Source organism: Limnobacter sp. (genome assembly GCF_036405155.1).
In the GTDB taxonomy this organism is placed as follows: Bacteria; Pseudomonadota; Gammaproteobacteria; order Burkholderiales; family Burkholderiaceae_B; genus Limnobacter.
In genome coordinates this window covers 293750-312331 of record NZ_DASWYD010000007.1, presented here as the reverse complement: position 1 = coordinate 312331, position 18582 = coordinate 293750, and the positions used below count along the sequence as shown (strand labels likewise).

At 58.5% G+C, this 18582-nt stretch carries 17 protein-coding genes; 11 read left to right on the top strand and 6 right to left on the bottom strand.

Translation table 11 applies throughout. The annotated features are described in order from the left end of the window. Positions 1–73: 73 nt before the first annotated feature. Positions 74–970, top strand: coding sequence for a LysR substrate-binding domain-containing protein (locus VGE55_RS12095; protein ID WP_331131938.1), 897 nt, complete (start codon positions 74–76; stop codon positions 968–970). Here VGE55_RS12095 and VGE55_RS12090 read toward each other — a convergent pair. After that, on the bottom strand, positions 933–2396 hold the full coding sequence (locus VGE55_RS12090; protein ID WP_331131937.1) for a PLP-dependent aminotransferase family protein: 1464 nt from the start codon (positions 2394–2396) through the stop codon (positions 933–935). The genes VGE55_RS12095 and VGE55_RS12090 overlap by 38 nt on opposite strands. Positions 2397–2550: 154 nt before the next feature. On the opposite strand from VGE55_RS12090, the gene VGE55_RS12085 reads away from it, so the two are divergent. Both VGE55_RS12085 and VGE55_RS12080 read left to right on the top strand, forming a co-directional pair. Beyond that, positions 2551–2871, top strand: a complete 321-nt coding sequence (locus VGE55_RS12085; protein ID WP_331131936.1) for a DUF2917 domain-containing protein — start codon at positions 2551–2553, stop codon at positions 2869–2871. Between the two features lie 116 nt (positions 2872–2987). Then, positions 2988–4253 carry a divalent metal cation transporter gene (locus tag VGE55_RS12080; protein WP_331131935.1) on the top strand — a complete coding sequence of 422 codons (1266 nt, stop codon included), beginning with the start codon at positions 2988–2990 and terminating at the stop codon, positions 4251–4253. A gap of 19 nt (positions 4254–4272) precedes the next feature. Here the strand turns inward: VGE55_RS12080 and VGE55_RS12075 are convergent, their stop codons facing one another. Continuing rightward, positions 4273–4971, bottom strand: coding sequence for a haloacid dehalogenase type II (locus VGE55_RS12075; RefSeq protein ID WP_331131934.1), 699 nt, complete (start codon positions 4969–4971; stop codon positions 4273–4275). Between the two features lie 117 nt (positions 4972–5088). Between VGE55_RS12075 and VGE55_RS12070 the strand changes: the two genes are divergently transcribed. The 5 genes from VGE55_RS12070 to VGE55_RS12050 all read left to right on the top strand — a co-directional run bounded on the left by VGE55_RS12070 (position 5089) and on the right by VGE55_RS12050 (position 11719). After that, a complete protein-coding gene (locus VGE55_RS12070; protein WP_331131933.1) occupies positions 5089–6669 on the top strand; it encodes a sensor histidine kinase in 1581 nt (526 codons plus the stop codon). Beyond that, a complete protein-coding gene (locus tag VGE55_RS12065) occupies positions 6666–7385 on the top strand; it encodes a winged helix-turn-helix domain-containing protein (RefSeq protein WP_331131932.1) in 720 nt (239 codons plus the stop codon). The genes VGE55_RS12070 and VGE55_RS12065 overlap by 4 nt, the downstream gene beginning before the upstream one ends. 73 nt (positions 7386–7458) lie before the next feature. After that, positions 7459–9384 carry a potassium transporter Kup gene (locus VGE55_RS12060; protein WP_331131931.1) on the top strand — a complete coding sequence of 642 codons (1926 nt, stop codon included), beginning with the start codon at positions 7459–7461 and terminating at the stop codon, positions 9382–9384. Between the two features lie 86 nt (positions 9385–9470). Then, positions 9471–10223 carry a metallophosphoesterase family protein gene (locus tag VGE55_RS12055; RefSeq protein ID WP_331131930.1) on the top strand — a complete coding sequence of 251 codons (753 nt, stop codon included), beginning with the start codon at positions 9471–9473 and terminating at the stop codon, positions 10221–10223. Next, complete coding sequence (locus tag VGE55_RS12050; protein ID WP_331131929.1) at positions 10220–11719, top strand: bifunctional serine/threonine-protein kinase/universal stress protein; 1500 nt, start codon at positions 10220–10222, stop codon at positions 11717–11719. Before VGE55_RS12055 ends, VGE55_RS12050 begins: the two co-directional genes overlap by 4 nt. A 457-nt stretch (positions 11720–12176) precedes the next feature. Here the strand turns inward: VGE55_RS12050 and VGE55_RS12045 are convergent, their stop codons facing one another. Beyond that, a complete protein-coding gene (locus tag VGE55_RS12045) occupies positions 12177–12410 on the bottom strand; it encodes a hypothetical protein (RefSeq protein WP_331131928.1) in 234 nt (77 codons plus the stop codon). Positions 12411–12535: 125 nt separating this feature from the next. Then, positions 12536–14206: an MFS transporter gene (locus tag VGE55_RS12040; RefSeq protein WP_331131927.1), complete on the bottom strand. Its 1671-nt coding sequence runs from the start codon at positions 14204–14206 to the stop codon at positions 12536–12538. Between the two features lie 218 nt (positions 14207–14424). On the opposite strand from VGE55_RS12040, the gene VGE55_RS12035 reads away from it, so the two are divergent. From VGE55_RS12035 to VGE55_RS12025, 3 genes are all read left to right on the top strand, one after another. Beyond that, entirely contained in the window at positions 14425–14859 is a 435-nt protein-coding gene (locus VGE55_RS12035) for a hypothetical protein (RefSeq protein ID WP_331131926.1), read from the top strand. A 72-nt stretch (positions 14860–14931) separates the two neighbouring features. Continuing rightward, the gene (locus tag VGE55_RS12030) at positions 14932–16287 is read left to right on the top strand and encodes an ATP-grasp domain-containing protein (protein WP_331131925.1); all 1356 of its coding nucleotides are present in this window, start codon (positions 14932–14934) and stop codon (positions 16285–16287) included. A gap of 38 nt (positions 16288–16325) precedes the next feature. Beyond that, on the top strand, positions 16326–16922 hold the full coding sequence (locus tag VGE55_RS12025) for a YHS domain-containing (seleno)protein (protein ID WP_331131924.1): 597 nt from the start codon (positions 16326–16328) through the stop codon (positions 16920–16922). Here the strand turns inward: VGE55_RS12025 and phnE are convergent. Both phnE and VGE55_RS12015 read right to left on the bottom strand, forming a co-directional pair. Further along, positions 16911–17747, bottom strand: a complete 837-nt coding sequence (gene phnE, locus VGE55_RS12020; protein WP_331131923.1) for a phosphonate ABC transporter, permease protein PhnE — start codon at positions 17745–17747, stop codon at positions 16911–16913. The genes VGE55_RS12025 and phnE overlap by 12 nt on opposite strands. Positions 17748–17773: 26 nt before the next feature. Beyond that, on the bottom strand, positions 17774–18553 hold the full coding sequence (locus VGE55_RS12015) for a PhnE/PtxC family ABC transporter permease (RefSeq protein WP_414675041.1): 780 nt from the start codon (positions 18551–18553) through the stop codon (positions 17774–17776). Positions 18554–18582: the final 29 nt, after the last annotated feature.

The following is an 18582-nucleotide window of genomic DNA, read 5'->3' as shown; positions in this document are numbered from 1 at the left end:
CACAAGTCTAGTTGCGCAAAAAACACCAGTCCAATATATTTTTAGGGTGTTTTTTATATATGCAGAATATTAATTGGAACTGCGACACTTGCGTTATTTCGTGGCGGTGGCCGAGGAGTTGAACTTCACGGCGGCTGCCGAGCGGCTGCACATCGGGCAACCACCGCTGTCCATGCAGATCATGGACCTGGAAGAGGAACTGGGCGTGAAGCTGTTTACCCGGACCAAACGCAAGGTGGAGTTGACCGATGCCGGGCAGCAATTCTTGCTGCGTGCCCGGGGCATTTTGGCGGAAGTGCACACCGCCAGTGTGGAAGCCCGAAAATTTGCACAGGGCCAGCAGGGCCTCATCCGCATGGGGTTTGCTTCGTCGCTGCCCTACAGTTCCATCATGCCGCAGTTGTTGTTTGCCTTTCGTCAAAAGGCCCCGGCGGTGGAATGGCAGTTGTCGGAAATGTTCACCAATGAGCAATTTGAGGCTTTGGGCAACAACCTGCTGGATGTGGGTTTGGTTCGGCATTCCGGCGGGCCGGTGCCAGAAGGCCTGGAGGTGCAGGAAATTGGCCGAGACCCCTTGTTGCTGGTGGTCAATGCGCACCACCGGTTGGCCAAACGCCGCCGCGTTGCATTCAAGGAATTGCAGGACGAACCCTTCATCACCTTTCCCAAAGGCGTGGGCTCCGGCTTGCCGGGCATTTTGAGCCGCCTTGGGCAGGCCGCCGGGTTTGAGCCCAGCATTGTGCAAGAGGTGAAGGAAGCCACCACGCAAATTGGCTTGGTGGCGGCAGGCTTGGGGGTTGCCCTGTTGCCTGCACCGCTGGCCGTTATTCAATTGCCCCGGGTGCGTTACCTGCCGGTGGTGGATGCGGGTGCGTATTACGCCTTGTCCGTGGCGTATCGAAAAGCCGATTTGGCCAACCAACGCCCCCTGCTCACGCTTTTCTTGAACGTGCTGGCGTCGCTTGAATAAGTTGGGCCAAACGGGCCACGGCATGGTCGGTGGCCTCGCCCCAAGGCTGTCCACAGGCCAGCCGCAAAAAATTGCGGTAACGGCCACTGGCTGAAAACAACGGGCCAGGCACGGTGGCAATCCCCTGCTCAATGGCCTTGCCATGCAGTTTCACGGTGTCGATGTCGTCGGGCAGTTCAATCCACAACACGAAGCCACCTTGCGGGTTGGTCACCCGGGTGTCGGCCGGAAAATGCCGTGTGACCGCATCCCGCATTCGCGCCACTTGCTCATTCAAACGGCGGCGCAAAGTACGCAAGTGCGCATCAAACCCGCGCGAGTCCATCAAGGCCGCCAACACCCGTTGGGTGATCACATTGGTTTTGCCACTGTTCACGGTTTTTTGAAACAGCACCTGGCGCGCACGCTTGCCGCCCGCCACAAACCCAATGCGCAAGGCTGGGCTCACGGTTTTGGAAAATGAACTACAGAGCATGGTGTTGCCGCTGCGGTCAAACGCGTAGATGGGCCTGGGCCGCTCGGGCGTGTTGCACAGGTCGCCATACAGGTCGTCTTCTATCAGCGGAATGTTTCGCTCGGCCAGCAGGCGCGCCACCGCCTGTTTGTTGGCATCGGGCATGACGCAGCCCAGCGGGTTGCTGCCATTCGGAATGAACAGGCAGGCGGCCACACCCCCGTCCCGCGTGGCCAGCTCCAGGGCCTCCACCGACACACCGGTTTCCGGATGGGTGGGAATTTCCAAAGCCTTTAAACCCATGGCCTCCAGCAACTGCAACATGACATAGTACGTGGGCGACTCCACCGCCACCGTGTCGCCTTGTCGAGTCACGGTGCGCAGGCACAGCATGAGCGCCTCGGTGCAGGAATTGGTGATTACCACCTGCTCGGGCCGCACAGTGCAGCCCCACTCCAGATAGCGGCGAACCAGCGTATTCACCAACACAGGCTCGCTGATGTTGTCGTGGCTGCCAGTGGCCAGCAAACCAGGCTGGGTGCGGGCAATGCGGCTGTACAAGGTGTTCAGGCGTGGGGCCAGCAACAGGGCTGGCGCAGGAATGGCCGAGCCCATTTGCACAATGCCCGGTGTTTGGTTGAGGTGGAGCACCCGCATCAGGCGGGCGCTCAGGTCCACATCCACCGCCTCGGGTATGTCGTTCACCGGCTGGTAGTTCACCACGCGCTGTGCTTTGCCACGCACATAAAAACCGGATTGCGGACGCGCTTCCACCAGCCCGTGGGTTTCCAGACTGCGCAGGGCCTGCATCACGGTGCTGATGGACAGCTTTTGCTGTTGCGCCAATTGGCGCACCGAGGGCAAACGGTCCCCTGGGCGCATCACGCCATCGTGAATGAGCCCGGTGATTTGGTGAGCAAGGTCTTCGTAGAGCAGCATGGGGATAGTGTGCCGGTTTGGTTGGCCGCGCATCAGTCACAGTTCCCCCCAATGTACACCAGTACAGTTGCATTTCACAGGCACTGTGATGGTCACAATTTCACCAGGCTGAATCTGTACCGGTTCGGACCAAGGCTCTACGATGGACTCCATGTTGTTGCACTTTTCTCACCACCTGGAGAACACCATGATTGCATCCAGCAGCTTGCGCATGTCCCTGTCATCACTCTTGAGTTTTCGCAGCCACGGCACCTTGCGCGTGCTGCGAGGCGCAATCTGGCTGACCAGCGACGGTGACCACCGCGACCATCTGTTAAAAGCGGGTGATGAATGGAAACTCCACAACAACCGCCATGTGGTGCTGGAGTCGCTGGATGCAGACACCCTGTTGGAGTACCGACAGCCAGGGCGGCGGCGTGCACCGGACACCTTGGGCGAAGGCCTGCAGTTTGTTGAAAACTGGGGCTTGGTTAAAACCGGCTGGACCCAGGCACCCCGAAGCGATTGAACCGATTGGCTTTGAACGGGTGCATCGAATGGGGTGCCTTAATACTCGGTAAATAGAGCGGGGCGACAATTCAGGCTTGATCTGCCCAACCATCAAGCCATTGAAGAAATCGCCCCATGACCTTGTTTCGACGTACCCAGGAAATTACACAGCGCCTTGGCGCAGGCCTCATCACCGGCGCAGCCGATGATGACCCCAGCGGCCTGGCCACGTATTCACAAGCCGGGGCGCAATTTGGCGGCGGCCTGTTGTGGACCCTGGTGCTCACAACACCTTTGATGATCGGCATTCAGATGGTGAGTGCCCGCATCGGCTGGATAACCGGGCGTGGCCTGGCCGCCAACATCCAGAAAGTGATGTCCAAACCGGTGGCCATGGTGCTGGTGTTGATGCTGGTGTTTGCCAACACCTTGAATATCGCCGCAGACATTGCAGCCATGGGTGAAGCCCTGCAGTTGATGGTGGGTGGCCCCGAACACGGCCATGCCATTCTGTTTGGCTTGCTGTGCGCGGTACTGCCGGTGTTCCTGAATTTTGAGTCCATGGTGCGGGTCTTGAAATACCTGACCCTGGCGCTGCTGAGTTATGTGGCTGTTGCGCTCACTCTGCGGGTGGACTGGTGGCAAATGTCCTGGGACAGCGTTCGGCACCTGCAACAGGGCGGCCCTGAATTCTGGATGATGGTGGTGGGCGTGTTGGGCACCACCATCAGCCCTTACCTGTTTTTTTGGCAAGCCTCGCAAGAAGCCGAGATGAAACAGCGCATGGGTGAACATGCCCAGGTATTGGAATCACCCCTGTTTGCCCGTGAGCACTTGTTTCGAATCAAATTGGACACCAGCGTGGGCATGCTGTTTTCCAATCTGATCGCCTTCTGCGTGATGCTCTCGGCCGCGGTGGTGTTCAACCAGCATGGTTTGGTGGATATTCAAACCACCCGAGAGGCGGCTGTTGCCCTGGAGCCCATCGCCGGCAAAATGGCCTTCACCTTGTTTGCGCTGGGCATTATTGGAACCGGCATGCTGGCGGTGCCTGTGCTGGCAGGTTCTGCAGCCTATGCCGTTGCCGATGTGTTCGACTGGAATGCAGGGCTGGATCACCAGTTTAAAGAAGCCAAAGGCTTTTACTGGGTGCTGATTGTGGCCACGCTCGGCGGCACACTCATCGACTTCACCGCCATCGACCCCATTCGCGCCCTGCTGTGGAGTGCGGTGGTCAATGGCGTGATTGCAGTGCCCATCATGGTGGTCATGATGCTGCTGGCATCCAACCGCAAGGTGCTGGGTGAATTCACCATCACCCGGCGCCACCGCGTTATCGGGTGGATTGCCACAGCGGTCATGGCCCTGGCTGTGTTGGCCATGCTGTGGGAAGGCATTTAACAGGTCCGTGCTAGCAGGCTCACCCCATGAGCCTGGCCAGTTCATCAATGCCTTGTACGCTGCAGTCCACCGGCACACTGGCCACTGTCTCGCCTTTGCCAGGCCCATGCTCGGCCGGGCGGGCCACGAAGCAGGTTTTCAAACCGGCTTGGCGTGCCGCAGCCAGGTCGGATGAATGCGCTGCCACCATCAGCACCTGTTCTGGGCTTAAGTCAAAAGCCGCTGCCGTGTGCTGATACACCGCCAGCTTGGGTTTGTAGTCCCGGGCCAGCTCGGCGCCCAGAATGGCATCCCACACAAACCCGTTGCGGCGCGCCAGGTTCACCATCAGGGCAATGTGGCCGTTGGAACACGGCGCGATCAGCCGTTTGGTGCGCAAGGCTTGCAAACCCGCCACCACATCGGGCCATGCATCCAGGCGGTGCCAGGCCATGTTCAGTTCTTGCCGTGTGGCCTCATCGGCGGGAATGTCCATCGCACCCAGCACATGGTCCAGGTTGATCCGGTGCAATACATCCAGCTTGGAAAAAGGGATGTCGCCACTGCGCACCCGCTCCATGGCAGGCTGGTACTGCGCACGCCAGGCATCGGCCAAGCCCCCCCAGTCCGCCACAATGCCCTGCCCACCCAAAATGCGGGCTGCCTCACGGGCCACACCCGATCGCCAGTCCACCAAGGTGCCAAACACATCAAACACCACTGCTTTGACTTCAACCATGTCCACTGCTCCGTGCCCATTCAGTCCGTAGCTTAACCAATGTGAATGCAGAGCACAGCCCCGCAATTTCCCCACTTCATGCTTAAATAAAGCCGTACCCACTCGGATTGATGCTGCATGAGTCGCACTCGCACACCCCGTCGCCTTGGTCGCGATGGTTTTTTTCAGGCACCGGAATCCATCCGCTGGGGCCTGGGAATCTGGGGGCTGGGCTTTGCAATCATGATTGCAGCCGATGGTCACCTCGGCTTTCGGGACTTCACCGGCATTTTGGTGGCCGCCAGTTGTTTGGCCAGTTTGCGCCTGACCACGCTACAAACCCTGGTGTTCAACATCGCGGGGCTGCTGTCTTTCAACTGGCTGTTCGTGCCGCCCCGCTACACGCTGGACATCCACCACAAACAGGATGTGGCACTGGTGCTCATGGTGTTTGCCTCTGGCGCATTGATCAGCCTGCTGACCTCGCGCCTGCGTGAACTGCTGCAGGCCGAGCGCCACGTCGCCGACGAGACAGAAGACCAATTGCAGTTGTCGGAACAATTGCTGAGCCAACACACACCACAGGACAAATTCAAAGTGCTGGAGCAGTGGGCTGCCGAGCAGGGCATTGCCCCCTTGCATGGTTTGATCAGCCCGCACTGGCCCTACCGCCCGGCCCTGCATGCCCACACGGCTGTGGTCATCAACAAGCCCAACAAAACTGCCTTGCGGGGTCTCATTGCCTCCTGCAATGAAATCAGCGAACAGGGGCCATTGACTGGTCGGCATGAAAGCTCCAGCCTGTTGTACCTGCCCTTGAAGTCGGGGGGGCGGGCGTGGGGGTCGGTGGCCTACGCAGCCCCGCAGGGCCTGACCCTGAACCAACAACTGAAACAGATGGGACAACTGAAACGCTGGTGCGCCGTGTTGGCCAACGACCTGGAACGCTGGTACACCCAGAATGCCCTGGACCGCGTACAGCAGGAACACCGCAGCCAGCAATTGCGCAGCACACTGCTGGCTGCGATTGCGCATGACTTCCGCACACCACTGGCCACCTTGCTGACCACGGTGGGCCAGTTGCGGAATCGGCAGCAGCCCCTGCCTGTGGCGGACGCACAGCATTTGGCCGTCACCTTGAGTGATGAAATTCACCACTTGCAAAAAATGTCGGAGAACACCCTGCAACTGGCCCGGCTCGAAGCGAGCTCACCGCCCATACCCATGCAGTGGGAAAGCCTGCAGGAAATTTGTGGCACCGTGGCCCAACAGTTCCGCAAGGCCTATCCAGCCCGCACCTTGCAGGTCACGTTGCCCGCAGAGCCCTTGCTGATGGAGTGCAATGCCGTGCTGCTGGCACAGGCGCTGGACAATTTGCTGGACAACGCAGCCAACTACAGTGGTGCCGACCAGCCCGTTGAACTGCAACTGGCGGTGGAAGGTGACCAACGGGTGCTGCGGGTGCTGGATAGAGGCCCTGGCATTCCCGATGCCATCAAACCCCGGGTCTTTGACCTGTTTGCGCGCGGAGCCGATTTGGGCTTGCCCGAGGACGTGTCACGGCACCGAACCGGTTTTGGACTGGGCCTGGCCCTGTGCAAAGCCGTGGCCGATGCACACCACAGCACCTTGCGAATTTCCAACCGGGACGGCGGCGGCAGCATTTTTGTGTGGCGTTTGCCCAGCCCGACCCATGCCCCAGACGGATTGCCCGAATGAATGCGCTGCGAATTTTGTTGCTGGAAGACGACCTGCAATTGCAGAAGGCCTTGCGCAGCACGCTGGAGGACGTCGGCCACCAGGTGCAGTCCTGTAAAACACTGCGCGAGGCGCAAGCCTGCATGCTTGAGCACCTGGGCACCGCGCAAGCCATTGAGTTGGTGCTGTTGGACCTGAACCTGCCAGACGGCCTGGGCGATGCGTTGTTGGACTGGATCAACCGGGAAAACATTGAATGCCCGGTGATTGTGACCTCGGCCACCTTTGACGATGCACGCAAGGTGCAGTTGCTGGATGCGGGTGCCCGGGACTATTTGGTCAAACCCTTCAGCGCTGCCGAGTTGTTGGCCCGAATTCGGGTGTTGTTCCGTTACAAAGCGGTTGCGGCACCCAGCCAGTCTGGACCTGATTATGCACAGGCGGGTTTAACGGTGGACCTGGGCAAACGGGAGGTGCTTCGACATGGCGAGGCCGTGCACCTGACGCCCAAGGAGTATGCACTGTTGGCGCTGATGGTGGGTCACGCCGGTGAAGTGCTGACCCACCGGCAGCTGCTGAAACATGCCTGGGGCGCCGACTATGTGGACCACCTGCATTACCTGCGCCTGTTCATGGCGCAATTGCGCAGCAAACTGGAAGACAACCCCAATGAACCTGCCCTGATATTGACCGAGACTGGCGTGGGCTACCGCTTGAAGGCCTCAGAAAATACCTGAGCCTTGCATCCTTATGCAATCCTTATGTGTGCAGTGCAATAATTTGCCCCGTCAACAGCACCAACCCTGTTCAATGAGCACCCCAGCCAGCACCGCAGCACCGCACAGCACACCAACCCACGCGGGCCATCAAGCGCACAAACAAGGCCTGGCCGCCCTCACCCTGGCTGCCATCGGCATTGTGTACGGCGACATTGGCACCAGCCCGCTGTACACCGTGAAGGAAGTATTTGCCGACCACACCGGCCTTGCACTGATTGACCAAAATATTCTGGGTGCAGTGTCCACCATTTTCTGGGCGCTCATCCTGATCGTGACACTCAAGTACGTCATCCTGATTTTGCGGGCCGACAACGAAGGCGAAGGCGGTAGCCTGGCCCTGACTGCCCTGGCTTCCAATGCCGTGCGGCGGCGGGTCAAACTGCGCAACACCCTGTTGGTACTGGGCATCTTTGGTGCCACCATGTTTTATGGCGATAGCGTGATCACCCCGGCGATTTCGGTGATTGGTGCCATGGAAGGCCTCACCGTGCTCAACCCCGACCTCAGCGTGGCCATCGTCCCGTTGTCATTGGTGGTCATTCTCGGATTGTTCTTCGTGCAGCAATGGGGCACACAGAAAATCGGCAAATTGTTTGGCCCCATCATCGTGCTGTGGTTCATCACACTGGGCGTGGCGGGTGCACTGCAAGTCATTCGCACACCCGAAGTGCTGCAGGCCTTGAACCCATTGCTGGCCATTGAATTCATGTTTGCGCGCGGCTTCCATGTGTTGGCTGCGGTGGGTTCGGTGGTGCTGGCGTTAACAGGCGCCGAAGCCCTGTATGCCGACATGGGCCACTTCGGTAAAAAACCCATTCGCGTGGCCTGGATTGGCTTGGTGTTCCCGGCACTGGCATTGAATTATCTGGGTCAGGGTGCCTTGCTGATGCGCGACCCCCGCGCCATTGAAAACCCGTTCTTCAAACTGTTCCCCGAGTACATGGTGATTCCCATGATTGTGCTGGCCACCATGGCCGCCATCATTGCGTCGCAAGCCGTGATTTCAGGCGCCTACTCCATGACACGGCAGGCCATCTTGCTGGGTTACTTGCCGCGCATGGAAATTCGCTACACATCGGCCGCCGAGCGTGGCCAAATCTACATGCCCTCGGTCAACTGGGCGCTCATGATGGCGGTCATTCTGGCGATTGTGGGCTTCAAAAGCTCGTCCGCGCTGGCCTCGGCCTATGGCATTGCCGTCACATTGACCATGCTGATTACCACCTTCCTCACCTTCTTCGTGGTGCGCAACGGCTGGAAAATGTCGCCCTGGATTGCCTTTGGCGCAACAGGCTTCTTCATCACGCTGGACATTTTCCTGGTGACCAGTTGTGCCATCAAGTTTTTCGACGGCGGCTGGTTCCCCATCGTGATGGGCGCCACCCTGTTCATGGTCATGGTGACCTGGAAACGAGGCCGCAGTCTGCTGGTCAGCAAGATCAAGGACGACGGCATCGTGCTGGAGGAGTTCATCCAGCACATTCATGAGTCCGATGTGCACATCGCCCAGCGCACCGCCATTTACCCGGTGGCCAACCCCGACACCGTGCCGCAGGCTTTCCTGCACAACATGAAGCACAACCAGGTCATCCACGAAAAAAATGTGCTGCTGACGGTTGAGTTTTGCGAACTGCCCTGGATTGCAGAAGCCGACCGTGCAGTGGTCGAACAAGTGTCCAAACTGTTTTGGCGGGTGCGTTTGCGCTTTGGCTTCATGGAGCAACCCAATGTGCCCGACGCGCTGAAAAGCTGCGAAGCCTTTGGCTTGCACATTGAGCCTTTTGAGGCCTCGTATTTCCTCAGCCGTGAAAGTGTGGTGGCCACACCCGGCCAAGGCATGGCCTTGTGGCGTGAAAAGCTGTTTGCTGCCATGAGCCGCAATGCCGGCAACGTGTCGGCCTTCTTCAAGCTGCCCGATGGTGCCGTGGTGGAACTGGGTACCCGCATCCAGATCTAGGCGATTTTCAAAGCCTGTAAGGCTGCCGTTAGCGTGCTTGGGATATCATTGTTTTATAACAAGATTTACCCAACACGAGAGAGACAATGAAAATCGCCCTGCTGTCGGACATCCACAGCAACCTCCATGCCCTGAAGGCCTGCATTGCCCACGCGCGTGACAATGGTGCCCAACAATTTGTGGTGCTGGGCGACCTGGTGGGGTATGGCGGTGACCCGGCTGGTGTGGTTGATGCGGTGATGGCCCTGTGGGAAGAAGGCGCCTGGATCATCAAGGGCAACCACGATGACATGGCAGTCAACCCACCGCCAGCCTTGAACGACATGGGCTCTTCCAGTGCAACCTGGACGCACGACCAACTGAACCTCGAACAACGGGAGTTTTTGGCCACCCGCCCCATGACGGTGGTGCATGGCAAGGCGCTGTTTGTGCATGCCAGCGCCAACAAACCCGAGCGTTGGGACTATGTCGACAACGAATTGAAGGCCCAGCAATGCATGGAAGCCGCTCAGCGCGACTTTGGCGCTGCGCATGTGTTTGTGGGCCATGTGCACCACCAAGCCCTGTTTTACACGGGTGCAGGCCGTCACATGATGCGTTTCGACCCGGTACCGGGCGTGCACATTCCGGTGCCAACCCGGCGCCCCATGGTGGCCACAGTGGGCTCCACCGGCCAACCCCGCGATGGCGATGCACGCAGCATGTATGCGCTGTACGACGATGTGTTGCAAACCCTGTGCTTCAACCGGGTGACTTACGACACGCAGTCGGCCGCGGAAGCCATCCGCTTGCAAGGTTTGCCTGAGCAGATGGCACACCGGCTGGAAATCGGCAGATGACACGCCTCGTCGAGGGTCAAAAACTCGACGGATTTGTGGTGCACGAGTGCCTGCACACCGGTGGCATGGCCTACATCTATCGGGTTGAATACGACCTGGACCTGGGCCACAACAGCAAAAACCCCGGTTTTGACATGATCATGAAAATTCCCCGCATGCGCGAAGGCGATGGCGGGGAAAACATCATCGGCTTTGAAATTGAACGGCAAATTTTGCCTGCAGTGTCTGGCCCGCATGTGCCCCGATTTGTGGCGGCTGGCGACCTGGACAGCCTGCCCTACCTGGTGATGGAATACATTCCGGGCGTGACGCTGGAACACATCATGGACGAGGCTCAAACCCTGAGCCCGGAAACCATCGCCACGATGGGCTCAGCCATGGCCCGTGCGGCCCACAGCCTGCACAAACAGAATGTGTGCCATCTGGACTTGAAGCCGGCCAATGTGCTGTTCCGCAAAACAGCGCAGGGCGACATTGACTTCAGCCAGGCGGTGCTGCTGGACTTTGGGCTGTCCTGGCATGCCCACTACCCGGACCTGATGGCCGAAGAACTGCGCAAGGCGGTGGGTTCGCCAGCCTGGATTGCACCTGAGCAAGTGGTCGGCGTGCGGGGCGACCCGCGCAGCGATGTGTTTGCCATTGGGGTCATGTTGTACCAGTTGGCCACGGGGCGTTTGCCCTTTGGCGCACCCAGCACCCAAGGTGGCTTGCGCCAGCGACTGTGGATGAACCCGGTGCCACCCCGGGTACGGCGGGCCGACTTGCCCGAGTGGTTTCAGGAAGTGGTGCTGAAATGCCTGGAACCCGAAGCCGTGCGGCGCTACCCGTCCGCAGCCCACCTGGCCTTTGAACTCAACAACCCGGTGCAGGTGCGCATCACCGAACGCGGACAACGCCTGGTGCGGACATCCTTCTGGGTGCATTTCAAGCGCTGGTTGCGCGCCGCTGGTATGCAGTACCACCCCAGCCCCCTGCCCGAGCGGCAGATTGCCGATGTACCCATCGTGATGGTGGCTGTTCCGAACAAAGACGTGACCGATGCAACGCTGTATTCCCTGCGGGAGGCTGTGCAGCGGAGCATGGGCTTGCGGCCAGGCGCACGCTTGGCCGTGGTGACCGTGATTCGGCAAGGCTTGCTCAGTGGCAGCTCGAACCAAAGCGAATCGGAGATCCAACGCCACCATTTGAACCTGCTCAAACAGTGGGCTCAACCCCTGACCCTGGATGCGCACCACATTTCATTCCATGTGCTGGAGGCCAACGATGTGGCCGAAGCACTGTTGAGCTACGCAGCCGGCAACCATGTCAACCTTATCATCATGGGGGCTGCCACGCATGGATTGCAAATGCAGCGATTGATGCGCACGGTGCCCATCAAAGTGGCCATGTATGCGTCTTGCTCGGTGATGCTCATCAAGGCGGCCTTGCCGTTTGAGCAGTTGCTGGAAGTGAAAGAGGACGTGTATGACGGGTTGGATGTGTTCAAGACTTGGTGAGCCCGTGCCTGTTTTGCTTAGCCCCCAGCAACACCGGTAGCCCGTGCCGAACGCCCCCCGAAGGCAAAGGTTGCCCCGCGCCTTCGAACCGGACCGATAACTCGCCACTGCGTGGCTCAAACATCTCGGTCCGTGTGTTCGAATGCTGTGCGGGTCAAACCGATCGGGGGGCTGACTGTTCGGCGCCGGGCAAGCCGGTATTGCTTGGGGCTTGGCACCGAGTCGGTTGGCGGCCTGCGCGGTTCACCTCCCCTGCAGCGACAGTCAGGACAATCTGCAAAACCGTGACAAGCAGGCGCGGTGAACTGACCAACGGTCAGTTCAGAGGTCGATTCCCGACCGTGTTTTTTGGAGGGTCGACCTCAGCGATCGCGAGGCCCAGGTTTTGAACCACAGATTGGCCGTCGCCAAGGGGTGTGACCGTGCAGGACCAACCCTCAGCGCAGGCCAACACGACTCACTGCTTCGGCGCTTCAGCTGGTGCAGCTGCAGGTGCCACAGGCGCTGCTTGATCAGCAGCCGGAGCAGCTGGCGCTGCCGCAGGCGCTTCGGCCGCAGCCGGCGCTGCAGGCTCAGAATGTGAGCCGGTGTCATGCTTCTCACCGCTCATGTCGAGGCTGTCACCGCCCTTGATGATCACGAACATTGAAATGGCCGCAAAAATGATGAATCCAACAATAATTTTCCACATGGTGTTGCTCCTGTTTTTTTAAAAGACATTCAAAAAAACAGCCTCCAAATCCAGTACTGCAACTTGGAAGCCGCTTTGTTGAATGCCGACGCAGCACAGGACTGCATCGGCAAACAGTCAGACCATCAGTCGTTTTCGAAGATGTCGACGTCTTTGGTTTCGCGAACAAACAGCAGACCGATCACGAAGGTGGCTGCTGCAATCACGATTGGGTACCACAAACCGTAGTACATGTTGCCGTTCTGGGCCACCATCGCGAAGGCGATCGTGGGCATCAGGCCACCAAACCAGCCATTACCGATGTGGTAAGGCAAGCTCATGGAGGTGTAACGGATGCGGGTTGGGAACATTTCCACCAGCATCGCGGCAATGGGGCCGTACACCATGGTCACGTAGATCACCAGAATGGTCAGGATGATCACGATTTTGACCTTGTCCACCTTGGCAGGGTCAGCCTTGGCTGGATAGCCTTCGGCTTTCAGTGCGGCACCCACTTCCTTCTTGAACGCGTCGATGGCGGCCTTGGAGGCGTCATCAAACTTGCTGTTCACCACGGTACCCACCGGTGCGGTCACTGTGATGGGGCCGATCTGAACCGTTGCAGGACCATAACCGGGTGTGGTCACGTTTTCATAGGACACCGAGTTTTGGGCCAGGAAACGCTTGGCGATGTCGCAAGACTTCTTGAAGTCAATTTCGCGTGCCACGGGGTTGCCCTGGAAGGAGCAATCGCCGGGTGCTGCGGTGACCACAATCTTGTTCTTGGCCTGGGCTTCAGCCAGCGCTGGGTTGGCCGCTTGCGTCAGGGCATTGAACAGAGGGAAGTAGGTCAAACAGGCCAGCAGCATACCCGCCAGAATGATGGGCTTGCGGCCAATCTTGTCGGACAGGGTACCGAAGACCACGAAGAACGGGGTACCGATGATCAGCGACACAGCCACCAGAATGTTGGCGGTTGCAGCATCGACCTTCAACACGGAGGTGAGGAAGAACAGTGCGTAGAACTGACCGGAATACCACACCACCGCCTGACCAGCCACCAGACCAAACAGGGCAAGGATCACGATCTTCAGGTTTTTCCACTGGCCGAAAGACTCGGTCAATGGTGCCTTGGAGGTTTTGCCTTCTTCTTTCATCTTCTTGAAGGCAGGTGATTCATTCATCGACAGACGAATCCACACGGACACAGCCAGCAGGAGAATCGACACGATGAACGGAACACGCCAGCCCCAATCAGCGAAGGCTTCTTCGCCCAGGGTGGTCCGTGTGCCCAGAATCACGAGCAATGACAGGAACAGACCCAAGGTTGCTGTGGTTTGAATCCATGCGGTGTAAGCACCCCGCTTGCCGTGGGGCGCATGCTCAGCCACGTAGGTCGCAGCACCACCGTACTCACCACCCAGCGCCAAGCCTTGCAGCAAGCGCAGAACGATCAGGATGATCGGCGCGGCCACGCCGATGCTGGCGTAGTTGGGCAAAATACCCACGATAAAGGTGGAGCCACCCATCAGCAGAATGGTGACCAGGAAGGTGTACTTCCGGCCAATCATGTCACCGAGGCGACCAAACACCAGCGCGCCGAAGGGGCGCACGATGAAACCTGCTGCAAAAGCGAGCAGCGCAAAAATGAAGGCGGATGTGGGATCCAGTCCGGCGAAGAACTGCTTCGCAATAATGGCTGCCAGTGAACCATACAGATAAAAGTCATACCATTCAAAAACTGTGCCCAGCGATGAGGCGAAGATCACTTTCTTTTCTTCACCAGTCATCGGCCGTGCTGCGGCTGCGTTGGCCATGTCACGTCTCCTTTGCTTTATTTAAGAATTACACCCGCTTTGCACGGATGATGCGTTGAACTATGGAGAGACTTCCTGACAGGACTCTGACGGGTAAACCCGGATTTCTGAATCAGCTCGGCCCACCCCCTGAGATGGAGTGAGGGGTAAACCCTGCCTTTTGGGGGTTTGCACTCAACCCCCCTACACTGGTGGTTTGTTCGTGACTGGTTGTCCCCATGAAACCCGTGATTTTTTGTCTGGAAGACTTTGAAATACACCGCAGTCTGCTGGAGCTGAACCTGCGCCAACTGCTGGGCGAAACGGTCACCCTGCAATTTTTCCGTTCTCTGGCCCAGTTGAAGAACTGTCCCACCCGATGCGATGTATTGATTGCCGACCTCAATGTGACTGACTCGCATGCTGAAGAGACCGCTGAATTTTTAAGAATGTTTGCCGTCCACACACCCGTGATTATTCAGTCCAGTGAGGCCCACTGGCCACAGCAACTGGAAGCCGAGCACCCAGGACGCATTGTGGCCGCTGAAAAGGCAGGACAGGGCCCCCGGTTTGAATACACCCTGCTGGCTTGGTTACAAACCATTCGCCGGGGCACAACCAAGAAAAACAGTGAGCTTGGCTTCCCCCTGTCTACTCTGAACGGACCCTGCTAAAACCGGGCAGTGAATCCATAAGGCCAGCCACGGTGTTATAACTTCATCACCGCTGAATCGATGCAGTCTTTCATGGCCACCAAGCCCCCCAAAACCCTGGTTCTGTTCAATTACGATTGGGACAGGACAGCGACCCAAGCCATCGGCCATCGCTGGCCCCACATCAATGCTGGATTTGATTTGTTCAGCTTCCCCAGCAATGCGCGCCTGGCCTGGTTCGACATGGACCGTTTTTGCAGCCTGATGGCCTGGAAGGCCAAGCTGCATGGCGCAACCGGCGTGATGTCCAACCATGAACAGTTTGGGGCTTTGTGTGCGGCCCTGCTGGCCGAGAAAATGGGCTGGCCGGGTACCCCAGTGTCGGCCGTGTTGGCCTGCCAGCACAAACTGTATGCCCGCCAAGTGCTAGACGAGGTAGCGCCCGAAGCCAATACACCCTACCAACGGCTGGAGGCCCACTATGGTGGCCCGGTGCCAACAGGCCTGCACTACCCGGTGTATGTGAAGCCGGTGAAAGCAGCATTCTCGGTGCTGGCCGCCGAGGTGGCCGACGAGGCCAATCTGTTCAAGCACACCCGCTTCAGTGCCTGGGAATTGTGGGTGATTCGGCACCTGGTCGAACCCTTTGAAAAAGTGATTCGCCAACGGTTGCCTGATGCAGGCACAGCCCACAGCCTGATGCTGGAAAAGCCCGTGAAAGCGCGGCAGTACTGCCTGGACGGCTATGTGTTCAACGGCAAATTGAAAACACTGGGTGTGGTGGATGCGGTGATGTACCCGGGCACCGATGCCTTCATGCGGTTCGATTTCCCCAGCCGTTTGAACACCCGGGTCCAAGAACGCGCCGCAGACATCGCCCGGCGATTTTTGCACCGGGTGGGCTTTACACACGGTCTGTTCAACATGGAATTTTTTCATGATGAACACACCGACACCATCACGGTGATTGAATTCAACCCGCGCATGGCTGCGCAGTTTTCCGACCTGTACGCGCGGGTGCGAGGCGTCAACTTGCACGACATTGCCTTTGCTTTGGCCCATGGCATGGACCCGGCACTGCTTGACCACACGGCCCCCACAGCGGGCACCGCCAGCAGTTTTGTGTACCGAAGCTTTGATCCGACCATGCGACCGGCAATGCCCACGCTACAACAACGCCATGCGCTTGAACGAGAATTTCCGGACAGCCTCTTGTTTCAATTTCCCAAGGATGCATCCGAGATTGCACGAGACTTCAAGTGGCTGCGCAGTTACCGATACGGCATTGTGCATTTGGGCGGCATGGACCCACTGGACCTCAAACTGCGCTGCGAAAAGGCGAGCGCCTTGCTGGGCTGGCCAGCACCTTATGCAGGCGAGTTGAGTGAACGTGAGTTGCTGGACCCGCTGGCCCACACCACTTTTGAGATGGAACTTGCCACGGGCTGATTGGTCCATCCCAGCATGATCACTTTGCAGGAAACCCCATGAAACGTTTGATTCAAACCCTTGCACTGGCCACGGCTGTGTACACATTGACAGGTTGTTCGGCCATGCAAGCCCAAAACCCGGGTGAAGGCTTGGGCCCCGTGAATGCCATCGCGCTGGAACAATCACCCCGCGTGATGTTGGGCGGTGCCGATGTGGTCGCTTATCAAACAGACAATCGCTACGTGCAGGGCCTGCCGCAATTCAACTCCACTTACAAAGGGGTGGACTTTTATTTTGCCAGCCTGGACCACAAGGTCCGCTTTGACGGCAACCCGGAACAATACATTCCACAGTACGGCGGGTACTGTGCCAACGGTATTTCATTTGCCATTCCCTGGGGCGGCAATGCCACCGACTTTTGGGTGAAGGACGGCAAGACCTACATTTTCGGCGGGGAAATGTCCCGGAAAGCATTTATGCTCGACCCAGACAAGAACATTGCCCTGGCCGATGAATATTGGAAGGCTGAGGTGGAAGGCCACAACAGCTTTGTGCAGCGGGCCAAACGACTGGTTTTCCGCGTGCCGCATTACAAAACCGGTGCCGAACAAGCCCGCGAAGTGGAAGCGGCTGCACGCAAATCAGCGGGATGAACGCACCCTGAACCAGTAGCTTAAAAAGTCCACCAGCGCCACCAGCAGCATCATGGCCAGCAGCACGGTGCTGGTCTCGTGCATTTGGAACAGGCCCATGTGGTAAGCCAGCATTTGCCCCAAACCACCTGCGCCCACCACACCCAAAATGGCCGCAGCGCGAATGTTGTTTTCCCAACGGTACAGGGTGTAGCTGATGAGTTGCGGCAACACGGTGGGCAGTGTGGCGTACCAAAACACCGCCACAGGCCCCACGCCCCGGGCCCGCAAGGCAAAGGCAGCGTGGTCGGGTGCATTCTCGATGGTTTCTGCAAACAAACGGCCCAGCACACCGGTGGTGTGCAAAGCCAGCGCCATGGTGCCTGCAAAGGGCCCCAAGCCCAAGGCAATCAACATGAGTGCAGCCCACACCAGCTCGGGCACGCTGCGCAGCGAATTCAACACCGCACGGCTGGCACCCCGCGCCACATACAAGCCTTGGTCATTGCTTTTGTTGCGGGTTTTGCTGGCAGGCAACGCCCACACCAAACCAAACACCGCCGCAATCAAGGTGCCCAAGGCCGACATGGCCAGCGTTTCCAGCGTGGCCAGGGCCACTTTTTTCACAAAGGCAGGTTCCCAATTCGGCGACAACAATTCCCGGATGAATTTCAACATGCGACCTGCGGCATCGACCGAGAAAAACTGACGCCACTGCAAATCCAGGCTCAGGAAGCTGGCCGCAATCAACACGAGAATGGACAGCACCACCCAACACGATGTGCAGCGCGCATCAAACATCGGCTTGGGAATGTCTACAGGAACGGGGTTGTCTTTCAGGCGCATGACGTGATCCTCATCCAACACCCCACTTAGGCCAGCACGCTGCGCAGCCAGGTGCTGACCCGGTCGGCCAGCCACACCAGCAGCACAAACACCAGCAGCATGGTGCTCACCTCGCCGCCAGCAAACATTTTCATGGAGGAGTCGAGCTGTTGCCCCAATCCACCCGCACCCACAAAGCCCAGCACGGCCGACGAACGAATGGCACACTCCCAGCGGTACACGGTGTAGCTGGCCAATTCACCGGCATTTTGAGGCAATGCCCCGTAGAAAAAAGCCTGCAATCGGCCACTGCCGTTTTGCAGCAGGTTTTGTGGCACATGGGGGTCGCCCGATTCCAGAATATCGGCATACACCTTGCCCAGCATGCCGCCATAGGTGAGCGCAATGGCCAACACACCCGAGGTGGGACCCAAGCCCACCACGCGCACAAACACCAGCGCCCAAATCAACTCGGGCACACTGCGCAGCACAATGGCCACCCAACGCACCACTTGACGCAACACCGCAGGCAAGGCGCCCATGCGGCCCGGAATGGCCGACACCGACAACACCCGCACCGACAACAAAGCGATGGGCACGGCCAGCAACCAGGCCAAGGCCAAACCGGCTGTGGCAATGGCCACGGTGCGCCAGCTTTCGCGCAGCACCATGGTCAAAAACTCGGGCTCGACCTTGGGGGGCACCATGTCTTTGAGAAAATTCAGGGTGGGCTTGAGGTTTTCTTCGGCCAGCAACACCCAAGGCTTGAACTCGGTGCTGACCAGCATGGGCCACAACAACACCAGACCCGCCAATGTCCAGAACACGCGGGGCCACCAGGCCGGGTCACGCAGTT